The organism is Porphyromonas catoniae ATCC 51270, assembly GCF_000565015.1.
GTDB classification, from domain to species: Bacteria; Bacteroidota; Bacteroidia; order Bacteroidales; family Porphyromonadaceae; genus Porphyromonas; species Porphyromonas catoniae.
In genome coordinates this window covers 76,837-91,744 of sequence record NZ_JDFF01000011.1, presented here as the reverse complement: position 1 = coordinate 91,744, position 14,908 = coordinate 76,837, and the positions used below count along the sequence as shown (strand labels likewise).

The following is a 14,908-nucleotide window of genomic DNA, read 5'->3' as shown; positions in this document are numbered from 1 at the left end:
ATGGTAGAGTGTCCTCACCTTTTGCTTGAAAATCTCTCGACGGGCTATGCTGAGCCTCGAGGTAGGCGTACGGTTTCCTCGGAGCTAAACCTAGGTATAGCCTCGGGTGAGGTAGTGATGCTTATGGGGCCTAATGGTAGTGGGAAGTCTACCCTCATGCATACTATAGCTGGTCTGCTCCCTCCACTATCTGGACAGGTGAAGATCTTGGGGCGAAGCCTTGCTCGCCTAGGGCGTAGAGACGTTGCACGGGCACTAAGTCTGGTACTGACTGAGCGGGTAGATGGGGGGAATATGACCGTGTGGGATGTCGTTGCACTAGGACGCTATCCCTATACGAACTTCTTCGGCAAACTTCAACGTGAAGACGAGAAAATGGTTTCTGAAGCCATTGAGCAGAGTCACCTGAAGGGGATGGAGCAACGTCTCATCGCTGAGCTCAGTGATGGTGAGCGGCAGCGCGTGATGGTGGCTCGGGCTTTGGCTCAGGACACACCGCTTATCCTCCTCGATGAGCCGACGGCACATCTTGACCTTCCCTCTCGTCTGGATTTGGTGTTGATGCTCCGTAGACTTGCCCATGAGTTGGGTAAGAGTATGCTTATCTCCACCCATGAGCTTGACCTAGCACTGAGCTGGGGCGATAGGTTGTGGCTGATGGATCGGGAGGGGAAGGTCGTCTCGGATATTCCCGAGGCACTCGTGCTCGGGGGGCATGTGGGACGTGTCTTCGGGACTGAGGAGCTGAGCTACGATGTCGAGCGGGGAGAATTCTTAGTGCAAAGGGAGGATCTTCGTCCTATTTGCCTAGTAGCAGAGGGTATACCTAGCGAGGATCACCGTGTCTATTGGACGATGCATGCGCTCTCACGGCTTGGTTATAAACGCTCAGAGGATACAGAGACTGGGCTAAAGTTGGTAGTGACAGCGACAGATTGGCAGATTAAGGATGGCGAAGAGGTGCGTAGTTACGGGAGCTTAACAGACTTGGTCTCGGCACTTTCATAGGTCGATCAGTACAGGCTTTGCGGTGCTTGCCTTGCTCTCCAGCGATGGAGAGTGAGGCTTTTTAGTTCTAAGGGCTAGGGATGGGGGATGGGAGGTTACGGGGGAACCTGTGAAGAGGTATCGGGGGAACCTTTCGGGAGTTTACGGCGATACCTCGTGAGGGGTTTCCTCGGTACCTGTCTGAGGGAGGATGAGGGTGTGGCGAGATGGGGGTAAAAGGGGTAATCATCTAGGGAGACTAGGAGGGTGGGAGCATACACAGGGTACAAATATGGATGACAAGTGGGGGTAGTGGAGGGGTACTTTGGGAGGCAAATGAACTAGGGAGCTTGGAAGGTAGGGCGAAAGAAGAAGCACGAAAATGATGGACAGCAAGCGGATAAGCCCAGCTCTACTTTTCGTATAGGTTCGCTCTGCGCTTTGCTGTCTACTATTCGCAGTTTCTTCTTGTGGGTGTGGGGGCTTTTGTGTATCTTTGCGAAGATTTTTACGCTACTAGCTGAGTGCCCCTATGCATACAGACCAGTATAAACTCTGCCTAAGGACGCTATCCGAGGGCGACCATGAGTACTCTTGGCTCTTAGAGGATAAGTACTTCCAGAGCTTCGAGGCAAATGGCATTGAGGGAGGCGAGGTGGAGGTACACCTTCACCTTCACCGCATGGGGAGTATCTTCAACCTTACTTTCTCCTACAATGGCGTGGTAGATACCACGTGTGATAGGTGCCTCGATCCGATGGAGATCGATATAGAGGCCGAGCGGGAGCTGATCGTAAAGTTTGGCTCCGAGTATCGGGAGGAGAGTGACGAGATCCTTGTCATCCCTGAGCTGGATGGCGTGCTGGATTTGGAGTGGCTCCTCTATGAGGATATTGTACTCTCCCTGCCTATGCAGCGTCTGCATGACGAGGGAGACTGCAACGAGGAGATGATGGAGATCATCCATGGGGTGCAGAGCGAAGAGATCGCTAGCGCAGCGCAAGATGCGGGGGAGGATGAAGAGGAAAGTATGATCGATGAGCGCTGGGCAGCCCTCAAGGAATTAAAGCGAGATTAGTAATTCAAAACAAAATAGATTATGGCACATCCTAAAAGAAGACAGTCTAAGACCCGTACCGCTAAGCGTCGTACACATGACAAGGCAGCTATGCCTACGCTAGCCAAGTGCGCCAACTGTGGAGCATGGCACGTCTACCACACCGTGTGCGGTGAGTGTGGTTACTACCGCGGTAAGCTCGCTATCGAGCAAGCTTAGTCCTTCACTCTGGACAAACAAAGGAAGCCCCAAAGGTCGCTTTGGGGCTTTTTTTGTAACTTCGCGCTCGATATTTTTATACATGTTCAAGCGTAGCAAGATAACCCCTGCTATCCGTATATCAGAAATAAAAAACCTATGAGCATCATCAACGCAGCTATTACAGCTGTCGGAGGTTATCTCCCAGAAGATAAGCTGACTAACGCCGACCTCGAGAAGATGGTCGACACGAATGATGAGTGGATTATGACCCGTGTGGGTATACGCGAACGCCGTATCCTCAAGGACCCCTCAAAGGGGGCATCGTACCTGGCTATCCAGGCGGTCAAGGATCTCTTCCAGCGTAATAACATCGATCCGAAGACGATTGATGGTATTATCCTTGCTACCAATACCCCAGATTACCATTTCCCCACGACCTCCTCGATCGTAGCTCATGAGACTGGCTGTGTCAATGCCTTTACATTCGACCTACAGTCTGCCTGCCCTAGTTTTATCTATGCCCTAGAGGCGGGTGCAAACTACATCCGGTCAGGTCGCTACAAGCGTGTGCTTGTCGTAGCTGCGGAGAAGATGTCAGCTGTCACGGACTACACCGACCGAGCTACGTGCCCTCTCTTCGGTGATGGAGCAGGCTGTGTACTGCTTGAGCCTACCGAGGAGCACTCAGGGGTGCTGGATGCTTACTTCCGTACCGATGGGGTAGGGAAGACTAACCTCATCATGAAGGCTGGTGGGTCTGCCTGTCCCCCTTCACACGAGACGGTTGATGCTCGTATGCACTACGTCTATCAGGAGGGTGCCGCTGTCTTCAAGCAGGCAGTCAAGGGGATGTCCTCCAGCTGTCACCTCGTGATGGAGCGTAATGGTCTTACGTATGACGATATCGCCTGGGTAGTACCTCATCAAGCCAATTTGCGTATTATCGACGCCGTGGCTCGCGAGATGCAGGTACCTCTGGATCGCGTGATGGTCAACATTGAGTACCGAGGTAATACCAGTTCTGCCACTATCCCTATCTGCCTCTGGGAATTTGAGCAAAAGCTCCATAAGGGAGATAACCTCATCCTTACCTCCTTCGGTGCAGGCTTCACTTGGGGTGCCGTGTATGTGAAGTGGGCTTACGACCCGAAGCACTAAGTCACCCTCTAGGAGACCTTGCCTGTCCCCCTCCGTGTGCGGGCAGGCAAGGTCTCCCTTTTCTATCCCACCCCTACACTTAGCACTCGGATGAGCGAAGTATCAGTAAGTCCCCAGCACCGCTCGGGCTTCGTCAATATCGTAGGTAACCCCAACGTCGGGAAGTCTACCCTGATGAATCTCCTCGTGGGTGAGCGTGTCTCCATCATCACCTCTAAGGCACAGACTACGAGGCATCGCATTATGGGTATTGTCAATACCCCTGAGCTACAGATCGTATACAGCGATACCCCCGGAGTACTACGTCCGAGCTATAAGCTGCAGGAGAGCATGCTGGAGTTCTCTGAATCTGCCCTCGGAGATGCAGATGTGTTACTGTATGTAACAGATACGGTGGAGACCGCAGACAAGAATGAGTTTTTCCTGAATCGTGTGCGGGGGATTAAGTGTCCACTGATTCTAATCATCAATAAGGTCGATCTGACGAATGAGGAGGCACTTGTTGCCCTTGTAGAGCGGTGGCATAAGGAGCTTCCCGAGGCAGAGATTATCCCACTATCAGCGCTAAATAACTTCAATGTCGAGGCACTCCGTCGGCGAATTGAATCGCTCATTCCTCCCTCTCCTCCCTACTTCGATAAGGATGCTTTAACCGATAAGCCTGCTCGCTTTTTCGTGACAGAGATTATCCGTGAGAAGGTACTCCTCTATTATCAAAAAGAGATACCCTACTCTGTGGAAGTGGTGGTAGAGACCTTTAGGGAAGAGGTAGACCGCATTCATATCCAAGCACTAATTGTAGCGGAGCGAGAGAGCCAAAAGGGCATCATTATCGGGCATAAGGGGGCAGCACTGAAGAAAGTAGGTACGATGGCTCGCCGAGATATGGAGCGGTTCTTTGACAAGCGTATCTTCCTGGAGCTCTTTGTGAAGGTCGAGAAGGACTGGCGCAATAGAGATAACCTACTTCGTGCCTATGGCTACCGCCTAGACTAGGCACATCCCTACCCAAACAATAGATAGAAATAGAATATGAGTCATCTAGTAGCCATCGTTGGACGTCCGAATGTGGGTAAGTCCACTCTCTTCAACAGACTGACCCAGACGCGTGGGGCAATCGTCAGCGAGGAGTCAGGTACGACACGAGACAGGCAGTATGGGAAGGTCACTTGGCTTGACCGAGAGTTCTCGATCGTCGATACAGGCGGATGGGTTGTAGGGAGTGAGGATGTCTTCGAGGGCGAGATCAATAAGCAGGTTGAGATCGCTATGGAGGAAGCTGATGTGATCCTCTTCGTTGTTGATATCGAGGGTGGTACGACAGACCTTGATGACGAAGTAGCATCGAAGCTCCGCAGGACAAAGAAGCCCGTACTCCTAGTTGCCAATAAGGCCGATAACTATACACAGCATTATGCTGCAGCGGAGTTCTATGCTTTCGGTTTGGGTGATCCTATGCCCATCTCTGCAGTCAATGGCAGTGGGACGGGAGACCTCCTTGATGCTATCGTTAGTCATCTACCAGAGGGAGAGGCTGAGGATGAACCCCTAGATGCTCCGCGCATTGCTATCGTAGGACGTCCCAACGCAGGTAAGTCCTCCCTCATCAACGCTTTTATAGGAGAGGAGCGGAACATTGTGACCAACATAGCTGGCACTACACGAGACTCTATCTATACGCATTACTCTAAGTTTGGTATGAACTTTTACCTTGTCGATACTGCAGGTATCCGTAAGAAGGGTAAAGTGAACGAGGATCTAGAGTACTACTCTGTCCTTCGCTCCATCCGTGCTATTGAGAATGCTGACGTCTGCGTGCTTATGCTGGATGCTACCCGAGGGATAGAGAGCCAAGACCTGAATATCTTCTCACTTATTCAGAAGAACAGCAAGGGACTCATTGTCTGCGTCAATAAGTGGGATTTGGTAGAGGAGAAAAGCAATACGGTGATTAAGACCTTTGAGAGAGCTATTCGTGAGCGACTCGCTCCCTTTACGGACTTCCCCATTATCTTCATCTCGGCTCTGACCAAACAGCGTATCTTCAAAGTCCTCGAGGAGGTACAGCAGGTCTACGAGCGACGTAGTAAGCGGATTCCCACACACCAGCTCAATGAGGTCATGCTCCCCATCATCGAGGCTACGCCTCCACCTGCGACCAAGGGTAAGTACATCAAGATCAAGTATGTCATGCAGCTCCCGACAGCGGTGCCTAGCTTTGCCTTCTTTGCCAACCTCCCTCAGTGGGTTAAGGAGCCCTATAAACGTTTCCTCGAGAATCAGATACGGGCACATTGGGACTTCTCTGGTACACCCATCAATATATTCATTAGAGAGAAGTAGTCGCGAGGCTGTTTCTCTCTACTCATGAGCCTTGTTGTGTGTTGTTGGGGTTTCCTGTAAACCTCTCCAGAGGTTCCCTCGTAACCTCCTGATCGTTTACCCCGTAACCTCCTGGGAGTTACCCCTGATACCTCCCAAGGGGTATCCCGGTAAACTATATTGAGCTTAGCTGTAAGCCTCGATTCACTTACTCCCATTTACTATTTACCCATCCCATGCAAAGCAAATATACCCTACTGAGTAGCGTGTATCGTTACCAGCCCTTCATGCGTACGGTGCTTAACCCCGAGGCAATTGCCCAGGATCTGCTAGAGACGGCTCCTGCTTACCTCCTGCGGTTTAAGGATCAGATTGTGGAAGCTCTGCGTAGTAACTACGGTGTACGTAGTGCGGAGACTACGCTAGAGATCTTACGCGATCTCGATGAAGAGAGCTATGTGGTACTACCTGCATACTCCATCCTCTTTGAGATGTATCGTGAGTATGGTAAAGAGCTAAGGTCTGAGGGACTCCGAGGGAGGGCGCTAGAGAAGTATGCTCCGACGGCTGGGATCAAGAAGACCCTAGAGCATTTTCACGAGGGTGAGATACCTGTCATCATGGATGGCTCACAGCCCGTATCCCTCGTTGTGGCAGTAGGTAATGAGCTACGTAGCCTGCTGACTCCAGAGAGTAAGCAGGGGGAGAAGCTCCTAGACTTCTTCGAGGAATATCAGACGTTCCTTGTAGCCTCTGAGGGGCTTCCCTTCCTTGCCTTCAATTACTCTCGTATGGTAGATATCATCGCTTCTGCAGGTAATGTAGGCTATCTGAGCGAGGATGAGGCAGGGGAACTTCTAGAGCATGTCGGGGGGCATGCTGAGCGACTCTTTAGTTCGTGGAATGCCTTCTGGGCCAGCGCAATCGTTGGGAAGGCTTGGCAAGCCTATGGCTCTGGGGCTAAGGGTAAGTACATCATCGAGGCCAAAGACTATACCCTCGGGATCTATGGACTCGCCTCCATGCAGGCTACGCCCTTCAAGCTCTTTGGCCTGTGGGAAGGTAGTGATATTGAGGCTCTGAAGGCTCTACTCGCACCGCTTGTTGATACTAAGGCAGAGGAGGAGTTGGGTAGGAAGGCTCGTGCACAGCTCGATGAGCGCAGAGCCTACCTAAGTAAACGAGGTGTTACTCTAGAGCTAGAGGGGAGGGCTCTGCAGCTGGCAGAGGAGTGCTTCCTCCGTCCTGCACGAGCCTCTGGTCTGGCATATTACCTGAAGGAAGAAGGGCTTACTCGGGAGTTTGTCTTCCCTCAAGATGACGAAGGGTGTGACTACAATTTCTGGTCACCGCTGACGAAGTGGCAGCGTAAGATGAAGATAGCCTTTGAGGCAGACGAAGTCCCATTTATGTATGCTAGGCGGCATATCTTCACCAATAAATGTATCTATCATGTCCGGCGCAAGAGCCTATTCTTTAAAGAGCTAGATAGGATTGAGTGGCGAGAGGCAGACTTCAGCTTCATGCCCTCTGGTGCAGGGTGGATTAGCTGTAAACTCCAGGGGGAGATCTTTGCAGACCTCCTCTTTGGGAAAGAGCGCATCCCAGACAAGACGACGTGGCAAATCCGTAGTATGAAAGATGAGGAACTGGCAGAGATACTCACCGAAGACCTCACGAATTTTCGCACGGCCTTTGCTGAACTTGTTACCCGCTTCTCAAAGTAGCGTCCACGGCACACCATCCCTTAGAGTAAACAAAGCCCCCCACTGACGAAACTACGTCAGTGGGGGGCTTTATTTGATGGAGCGTCCGAGCCGGTATCAGTGCAGAGGCACACGACGTGGCTCGCTCTCTAGGGGAAAGTTACTTCAGCTTGCTTGCTGCGGGCACCTCCGTGAAGGTACCTTCGTAGGCGCAGGTGAGGGTATAGAGCTTCGTAGTGTGATGGAAGATAAGCGTTCCCGTGACCTTGTACTTATTTTCGCCGAGTACATCGACACGGAGCTTACTGCCCTCAAGTAGCTTAGGCAGTAGAGGGTTACCAAAGAACTCCCTCTTTTTCCCATCCTTTATGAAGGTGATTGCCCAACCCTTCTCTTGAGCTTGCTCCGTGGTGTTATCGACGGTAAGTGAGATGTCTGTCCCCAGGAGAGACTCTGGAAGACGGATGGCAAGTCCCTCAGGGAGCTTGTCGAAATTGTCTTGGGTTGGTGCTGCAGGCAGTAGGATGAGCTCGGTGAGCTTCTTGCTCTTTGCCAGCTTAGAGATGAGGCTGGACTTTACGTTCGCTGTGTCGTAGTTGAGGCTCTGAGGCTCTACCTCCTTATACTCTCTCAGGTCATCGAAGGGAAGGAAACCATCTCCTCCGACCTTGAACGAACCTAGGTAGTTTACATCCACTACCTGCTCCTTCTTGTCTGTACCTTCGAAGACGAGGTGTAGTTTTACCTCAAAGATATTTTTCCAAGGATCCTTGACAGAGAAAGTGAGGGTACTACCTTTCTTAGCTGTGGTGTTCCCGTTATGTCCGAAGACCTTTGCCTCTGATGAGGCATCTCCTCGATACATTATTGTCCATGTGTTGGTGGTTGCATCTCCTTGGGAGAGGTCAATCGCCTTATCCTTTAGGTTTGAGGGGATACCCATATAGATGTATTCAGGTTGAGTTTGTAGGGTACCCATGCCTGCAGGCTCTGCAGGAAGGAAGCCAATGTTGTAGGGTGCATTAGCCCCAAATCTCAAGCCGAAGGAAGCTGCGAGCTTTATCTGCTTGATGACGTTGTTTGTGATGATGCTGTTGGCTCGCTTGGCCTCTTCTTCTCGCTTCTTTGCTTCAGCCTCTCTACGGAGTTGTTCTCGCTTGGCTCGCTCGGCGTCGTCATTGTTCTTGCTACGACAACCTGAGGTTACTAGACCTAGGGCGAGCGTAAGCACAAGGAGACCTCGCACCTGTAGGTGTAGATGTGATTTCATCTTATAAATTGGAGTTTGTGAATAGAGAGGAGTGTTTCTCTTCTCGGTGCAAAGGTACAGCATCTGAGGGAAATAGAGTGCATAATGTGTGATATGAGCCTTGTGATGATAGGAGTGGAGGGACAGAGATGTATGGTCTACTAAATTGTCTAAATTTGCTGGTGCTGCTAAGCTACACTAGCTCGATACCCCCCTGAGAGGTATCGAGGGAAACCCTCTTGAGGTACCCCCGTAACCTCTCTTGAGGTATCCCCGTAACCTGTCTTGAGGTACCCTCGATACCTAGTTGAAGAGGGTGGGGAGTATGGGCAAAAGAGTACCCTATACTCTACCTTAGGCTTTTGTGTATCTTTGTGGCTGTGCTGAGCGTTATCTAAGAGAGTCTACTGTGTATACGCCTTGAGGACATGCTTCGCATCGGCTGTTGAGTGAACGAGATAAATAGAATGACAAGATAAACTACACCCTAATGAGACACAGACGAAGAACCATCCAATCCTTCGCTGGGGTACTGCTCTGTGGTCTAGCCCTCACACTGGCTGAACCTACAGAAACCTTTGCGCAGACACCACACGAGACGATCTCGGTGTCCTTCAAGGACAAAGATCTCTCGAGTATCCTCGATTTCATTGCCCGACAAAGTGGGTATCGAATCGACTATGAACCCGAGGTTAAGACGGGGGGCTATAAGGCTACCGTCTCCTTCGATGAGGTAAGCCCTGAGAAGGCTATAGCCGGTATTCTCAAAGGCACACCTTTCACTTACAGCATTAACGGCAAGACGATACGTGTCTTCCGCCTCCAGCAAGCCCCACAGGGGAAAAGTAAGATTACGGGGGTCGTGAAGGACGCTCTAGGTGCACCCGTGTTCGGGGCAAACGTCCGCATCAAGGGCACTAAGCTCGGAGGAACGACGGACGCAGAGGGTCGCTTTGCGATCACTACCGACCTCCCCTCGGGTGAGCTAGAGATTTCGAGTGTAGGGTACTTTAGTGCTACGGTACACTTTGAGGCTAATAAACCTGTCGATGCCACGATCAAGGAAAATGTAAAGCAACTAGGAGAGGTAGCGGTGATTGCCTATGGACGCCGCAATACTCGTGAGCTAGTCGGTGCCGTGAGCTCCATCAAGGCTGATCAGCTGAAGGACGCACCAGCCCCCTCAGTTGAAACGCTTCTTCAGGGACAGCTCTCTGGGCTAGAGGTGACGAACCAGTCTGGCTCTCCTGGTGGACGTGGTACGCAGATCAATATCCGAGGTATCAGTTCGCTCAACACGCAGGGAGTGAATGATGGTAGCCCTCTTTTCGTTGTAGATGGTGTGCCCCTTGCGAAGCTACCTTCGGATGTATCCGGGGGGATCAATGCTCTAGCAGGGATTGACCCTTCGACAATCGAATCAGTAGAAGTGCTGAAGGATGCTGCCTCTGCCTCGCTCTATGGTTCGCGCTCTGGTAATGGGGTCATCCTCATCACAACGAAGAAGGGGAAGTCGGGTAAACCTGAGTTTGGTGTCAACTTCTCTCAGTCGATCTCTTTCCTACCAGCTACTCCCCTTCAGATGAGGGGGCATGGTGAGCGTAGAGTGCATTACCTACTAGCACAGCACCAGAGGACCGGACACTACGATTGGCGTACAGACCAATCAGTCTTCCCCAAGGGCTATGCGAACTCCTACGGCTGGGGGCCAAGCAACGATGGGTCGTACGACTACTTCTGGGGTAATGGGAATGTCCTATCTGCAGACCAACTCCCTCCTGCCTCAGTACAAGACTCCCTGAACTCATTCTACAACAACGATACGAACTGGTGGAAGTACATCTTCCAGGTAGGTAAGGTCACCAATGCTGACCTCTATGCCTCGGGAGGGAATGACAACGTCCGCTACCTCGTCAGCGCAGGCTACTACGATGAGCGAGGCATACAAATCAATTCAGGGTTTAAGCGGGCTACCTTCCTCTCAAACCTAGATCTACGCCTAGCACCGAAGTTAAATGCCTTCACTCGTCTGAACCTAGCCTATAATAACCAAGATGCAGCCAATGGTGCGAAGCTGCAGGGGCTAGCTGTAGACCCTAAGGAAGCACCTACTGTCATGCCTGGTAAGGGATCGGCAGCAGAGGAGGAGACACTACGGAAGATACGAGATACAAAGGCACGCAATGTGATGTTCAACGCTCGTCTGAGTGTGGGGCTGGACTACGAGTTTATCCGTAACCTTAAGTTCTCCACTTCGGCTTCTGGAGATGTGTATTACAGCAATAACCATATCTTCAAGCCTTCCTATCTCAATTATAATAAGCTCTCTTCTGTAGAGTCTGCTCGCTCCATGATGGCGATGATCCAGTGGGAGAACATCCTTTCCTACCGGTTCAATCTGAAGAATACCCATAACTTCGACCTCATGGCTGGCGTAACCTATAACTATGACCTGCTGGAGAGCATGGAGGGACGTGCGCAAGGAGGACCAACAAACCGCATCCGTGAAATCGGAGAAGGATGGCCTAAGCTCCGCACTACACAGGGTATCACAGAGGCACTGCAGTCTGTGAAAACAAACCGTGAGGAGCAGGCCATGCTCAGCTATCTAGCTCGCGTGTCATACAACTACAAGAAGAAGTATCTAGCTGAGGCCTCGATCCGCTATGACGGTTCGTCTGTCTTCGGCAGTGATGTGCGCTGGGCACCCTTCCCTTCTGTGGGACTTGCTTGGGCGTTCAGTGAGGAGAGCTTTATGAAAGACCTCTGGTTCCTTAGCTTCGGGAAACTTCGTGCTTCGTGGGGTAAGTCCGGACAGAAGTTTCAGGAAGCCTACCTCGCACATGGCTTGATGGAGGAGAGTAACACCCACCTCGGAGAGGCTGGGCTTATCCCCAGCTCCATGGCCAATAGTCGCTTGACATGGGAGAAGAGTGACCAGTATGACCTAGGGTTGGATATGGATTTATTCAACTATAGAGTGAAGCTAAAGCTTGACTACTACTACAAGTATTCCTATGACCTCTTGATGCAGATTCCTACCCCTGGGAACTTCTTCAGAGCCAAGAAGACTTGGGCTAACACCTCCGCTATCTCTAACGAAGGGCTTGAGCTTGACCTGTCAGCAGACATCATCAAGAGGAAAGACTTCTCTTGGATGCTACGCTTCAATATAGCTCGCAACTGGAACCTCTTCAGGAAATCCTACGGAGATACCGACCTCGATGATAAGGTACTGGGTCGTCCTATCTATGGGATCTATACCTACAAGGATGAAGGTCTCGTGCAGGATGAGTCTGAGATCCCTTATTACTACAACCAGCTTGGTAAGCGTAACCCACTCTACTTCCAGAACGAAAACTATCCACTGCGTGTAGGGGGACGTAAGATCAAGGATCAGAATGGTGATGGACGCATCGATAGTAAGGACATGTACTACGCTGGTAGTGCCCTTCCCCAAGCCTATGGGGGGATCACCAACCAGATTACCTACAAGGACTTCACGCTGAATGTGCTCTTCACTTACACCCTTGGTCGTAAGATGATGAACATGGTTAAGAATGGCGCCTTCAACTTCAACCAGAAGTTCGGTGTCGTGATGAATGACTTCAACAAGGCAACGTTCTGGAAGAAGCCAGGAGACAAGACCCAGTTCCCTTCACTGGACTTTGCTGATAGTGGCTACATCGGACAGTTCGATGGTGATATAGATAGCAACATAGAGACAGTCAGCTACCTTCGCCTCAAGCAACTCTCCCTCTCCTACAGCCTCCCTGCAAACTGGGTGAAGCGCTTCCGTCTGAAGGATGCTCGTATCTACCTCTCTGGAGAAAACCTCTTCCTGCTGACCAATTACTCGGGCCTCGATCCTGAGATTGTCAATCCCTACACAGGGAAGGATACGGGAGAGATGTATCCCCTTAACCGTAAGTTCTCTCTTGGACTTAACCTAAAGTTCTAAACGATGCGTTACAAGATAGCACTGCTTCTTCTCCCCCTCGTGGTCTCTTCCTGTAAGCTAGACTACACACCGGAGAATGCAATCACATATACGAATGCTTTCGCTTCAGAGAGCGAGCTAAATACGACCACATCCTCCATACACTTCTACATGAATAACTGTATGGATGCTGTCTCTGTCCTTACCCAAGCTGGTCTCAGAGCCGATGAGACACAGAGCGCAGATGAGCTGAGGGATTGGAACCCTCAGACCATCCTTCAGAGTGGGGCTGACTGGACGGGAGTGTACGACATGATCTTCGAGGCAAACCTCTTGCTGGATAACATCCATCGTACGCAAGGTCTCACAGAGGATCGCTATAACTATCATACGGGGCAAGCTCACTTCGCCCTTGGGTTTGGTTACTTCCTTCTCTCCCGAGGTTACGGGGAGGCCGTAGTGACCGCTAACTCTAAGGAGATCCGTATCTATCCACTATCCAGCATGCTTGACGTGGTGAATAAGGCCATTGAGCATGCCGAGCGAGCCTATAGCGTCTTGCCTACCTATGATAAGCTACGTAGCGTGAGTGGTGGCACACTCTCCTCTAAGCAATATGCTTCTAAGGGTAATGCTGCTGCGCTCTTGGCTCACCTCTATGCGTGGAAGGGGAGCATCATAGACCTCTATGGAATCTCAGGGGAGACCTCACAGACTGCTTACCAGAAGAGTGTCGAGTACTCTACGAAGATCATCGGGGGCGAGGCTGGAGCCTATTCTCTTGTCTCTACGCCAGAGGATCTCTGCAAGTTGCTCTCCAACCCCGAGGCAAACAACCCCGAGGAGATCTTTAGCCTTGCCTACGACAAGAGCCGAAGCAATACTGCTGTCACACACAACGATGTGGCATCAGCCTTCGCTATGTGGCCCGTAGACAAGACAAAGACCCTAGGGGATATTGCGACGGCTTCCTTCCGTCTCTTAAAGAGCACAATCCTCACTCTTTATCCTGATGCAAGCGATAAACGTCGGCAGGCCTTCTTCTACAAGTTCAACGAGGCTCATGTCGTCGATGGGAAGGATTATGCCATCCCATACAAGTTCCGTGAGGCGGTATTCATGAACGATGCTTCTGCTCCCTCTGGACTATCGTTTGTGAGTATCAATGCTAACTATGTTTACTGGAGGCTTGCAGATATTTACCTGCTGCGTGCCGAGTGCTATGCGAAGCTGGGTAATGAAGGTCTAGCCAAGGCTGACCTGAATAAAATCCGCGAGCGTGCAGGTGCCGTAGCCTATCCACGTACGGGTGAGAGCGACCTCAAGCTGGCTATCTTTAGAGAGCGTGAGCGTGAGTTCCTAATGGAGAATGACTCTCGCTACTACGATATACTCCGTAATGGATATTATCGTACAGAGCTTCTTGGGAAGTTCCAGCAGCTCAGTGCAAGTGATGTAGCAGGTGGAGCACTCTCTCTACCTATTCCTCAGAGTGCTTGGCAGGATCGAGATGGTAAGATCGTAAACCATCGTATCCTGCAGCGTAAGTACTGGAATCCCTACATGTAGCATGGACTCTAAAATGATAGTAATCATGAAGAATATTAGGCATTCACTATATCTCTTCCTTGCCCTCTCCTTCGTCCTGCTCTCAGGATGTACGAAGTATGATTTTGTAGAGACTGGGCGTGCGAATGGGAACCATAACACCACGATGTGGGAGTACTTCAAGTCAGATCCCTACAACTGGAGCCTGCTCGTACGGCTCTCTAGCCGTATCGGTCTGCAGGACGTCTTTGAGGGGAAGAGCTCCTATGGCAAGGAGATAACCTTCCTAGGCATCACCAACCATAGTATCCGTAGGTATCTGTTAAAGAAGTATGCGGATGACCATTCAGAGGAAGAAGCACAGAGCCTGACACAGGAGCAGACTGAAGCTCTAGTCGATGCGCTAGATGCTAATGAGGCCAAGGCATTCATTCTCTCTAGTGTGATACCTAAGAAGGCGATAGCTCTTGAATCTTTTGCCCAAGGTACTCCTTCCTCGAATGCGAATAATCCAATCGGGACAGGTGGAGAGAACTACACCATGGCCTCGGGCAAGGTACTTTGGCTCTATACCTTCAAGGACGCCTACGCTGGTGTGCCAGGTGCTGGGAGACTCCATCTGTATATCGTGTCAAGCGATACGCAGAAGAAGTCTGAAATCGCTTCGCATAACATCCGCACGACAACGGGTATCGTCCACTCCCTCCAGTATAACTTCACCCCAGGTGACTTCTAAGCAA

11 protein-coding genes are annotated in these 14,908 nt (G+C 51.0%); 10 read left to right on the top strand and 1 reads right to left on the bottom strand.

Features of this window, described 5'->3' with window-relative positions:
• Positions 1-21 precede the first annotated feature (21 nt).
• The 7 genes from HMPREF0636_RS03010 (at position 22) to HMPREF0636_RS02980 (ending at position 7,452) form a co-directional block, all read left to right on the top strand.
• Entirely contained in the window at positions 22-1,008 is a 987-nt protein-coding gene (locus HMPREF0636_RS03010; RefSeq protein WP_162147889.1) for an ABC transporter ATP-binding protein, read from the top strand.
• Positions 1,009-1,519: 511 nt separating this feature from the next.
• Positions 1,520-2,065, top strand: coding sequence for a YceD family protein (locus HMPREF0636_RS03005; protein ID WP_044168400.1), 546 nt, complete (start codon positions 1,520-1,522; stop codon positions 2,063-2,065).
• Positions 2,066-2,086: 21 nt separating this feature from the next.
• Positions 2,087-2,263, top strand: coding sequence for a 50S ribosomal protein L32 (gene rpmF / locus HMPREF0636_RS03000; protein WP_005467693.1), 177 nt, complete (start codon positions 2,087-2,089; stop codon positions 2,261-2,263).
• Between the two features lie 138 nt (positions 2,264-2,401).
• Positions 2,402-3,403, top strand: a complete 1,002-nt coding sequence (locus HMPREF0636_RS02995) for a beta-ketoacyl-ACP synthase III (protein WP_044168398.1) — start codon at positions 2,402-2,404, stop codon at positions 3,401-3,403.
• 90 nt (positions 3,404-3,493) lie between these two features.
• Positions 3,494-4,399: a GTPase Era gene (era, locus tag HMPREF0636_RS02990; RefSeq protein WP_044168397.1), complete on the top strand. Its 906-nt coding sequence runs from the start codon at positions 3,494-3,496 to the stop codon at positions 4,397-4,399.
• Between the two features lie 36 nt (positions 4,400-4,435).
• Positions 4,436-5,746: a ribosome biogenesis GTPase Der gene (gene der / locus HMPREF0636_RS02985; RefSeq protein WP_005467696.1), complete on the top strand. Its 1,311-nt coding sequence runs from the start codon at positions 4,436-4,438 to the stop codon at positions 5,744-5,746.
• Positions 5,747-5,961: 215 nt separating this feature from the next.
• Positions 5,962-7,452 (top strand): DUF1266 domain-containing protein, encoded by a 1,491-nt coding sequence (locus HMPREF0636_RS02980; RefSeq protein WP_044168396.1) that lies wholly within the window; start codon positions 5,962-5,964, stop codon positions 7,450-7,452.
• 139 nt (positions 7,453-7,591) lie between these two features.
• On the opposite strand, the gene HMPREF0636_RS02975 is transcribed toward HMPREF0636_RS02980, so the two are convergent.
• Positions 7,592-8,701, bottom strand: coding sequence for a hypothetical protein (locus HMPREF0636_RS02975; protein WP_044168395.1), 1,110 nt, complete (start codon positions 8,699-8,701; stop codon positions 7,592-7,594).
• 469 nt (positions 8,702-9,170) lie between these two features.
• Here HMPREF0636_RS02975 and HMPREF0636_RS02970 point away from each other — a divergent pair, with 469 nt between their 5' ends.
• The 3 genes from HMPREF0636_RS02970 to HMPREF0636_RS02960 are packed head-to-tail and all read left to right on the top strand — an operon-like array spanning position 9,171 to position 14,904.
• Positions 9,171-12,641, top strand: a complete 3,471-nt coding sequence (locus HMPREF0636_RS02970; RefSeq protein WP_052328719.1) for a TonB-dependent receptor — start codon at positions 9,171-9,173, stop codon at positions 12,639-12,641.
• A 3-nt stretch (positions 12,642-12,644) separates the two neighbouring features.
• On the top strand, positions 12,645-14,189 hold the full coding sequence (locus HMPREF0636_RS02965; protein ID WP_044168394.1) for a RagB/SusD family nutrient uptake outer membrane protein: 1,545 nt from the start codon (positions 12,645-12,647) through the stop codon (positions 14,187-14,189).
• A gap of 25 nt (positions 14,190-14,214) precedes the next feature.
• The gene (locus HMPREF0636_RS02960; protein WP_044168536.1) at positions 14,215-14,904 is read left to right on the top strand and encodes a hypothetical protein; all 690 of its coding nucleotides are present in this window, start codon (positions 14,215-14,217) and stop codon (positions 14,902-14,904) included.
• Positions 14,905-14,908: the final 4 nt, after the last annotated feature.

Bases quoted from the DNA above. Each gene is read 5' to 3' on its own strand.
- HMPREF0636_RS03005 (WP_044168400.1), top strand. From the start codon at position 1,520: ATGCATACAGACCAGTATAAACTCTGCCTAAGGACGCTATCCGAGGGC.
- HMPREF0636_RS02970 (WP_052328719.1), top strand. From the start codon at position 9,171: ATGAGACACAGACGAAGAACCATCCAATCCTTCGCTGGGGTACTGCTC.
- HMPREF0636_RS02975 (WP_044168395.1), bottom strand. From the start codon at position 8,701: ATGAAATCACATCTACACCTACAGGTGCGAGGTCTCCTTGTGCTTACG.
- rpmF (WP_005467693.1), top strand. From the start codon at position 2,087: ATGGCACATCCTAAAAGAAGACAGTCTAAGACCCGTACCGCTAAGCGT.
- era (WP_044168397.1), top strand. From the start codon at position 3,494: ATGAGCGAAGTATCAGTAAGTCCCCAGCACCGCTCGGGCTTCGTCAAT.
- HMPREF0636_RS02980 (WP_044168396.1), top strand. From the start codon at position 5,962: ATGCAAAGCAAATATACCCTACTGAGTAGCGTGTATCGTTACCAGCCC.
- der (WP_005467696.1), top strand. From the start codon at position 4,436: ATGAGTCATCTAGTAGCCATCGTTGGACGTCCGAATGTGGGTAAGTCC.
- HMPREF0636_RS02965 (WP_044168394.1), top strand. From the start codon at position 12,645: ATGCGTTACAAGATAGCACTGCTTCTTCTCCCCCTCGTGGTCTCTTCC.
- HMPREF0636_RS02995 (WP_044168398.1), top strand. From the start codon at position 2,402: ATGAGCATCATCAACGCAGCTATTACAGCTGTCGGAGGTTATCTCCCA.
- HMPREF0636_RS02960 (WP_044168536.1), top strand. From the start codon at position 14,215: ATGAAGAATATTAGGCATTCACTATATCTCTTCCTTGCCCTCTCCTTC.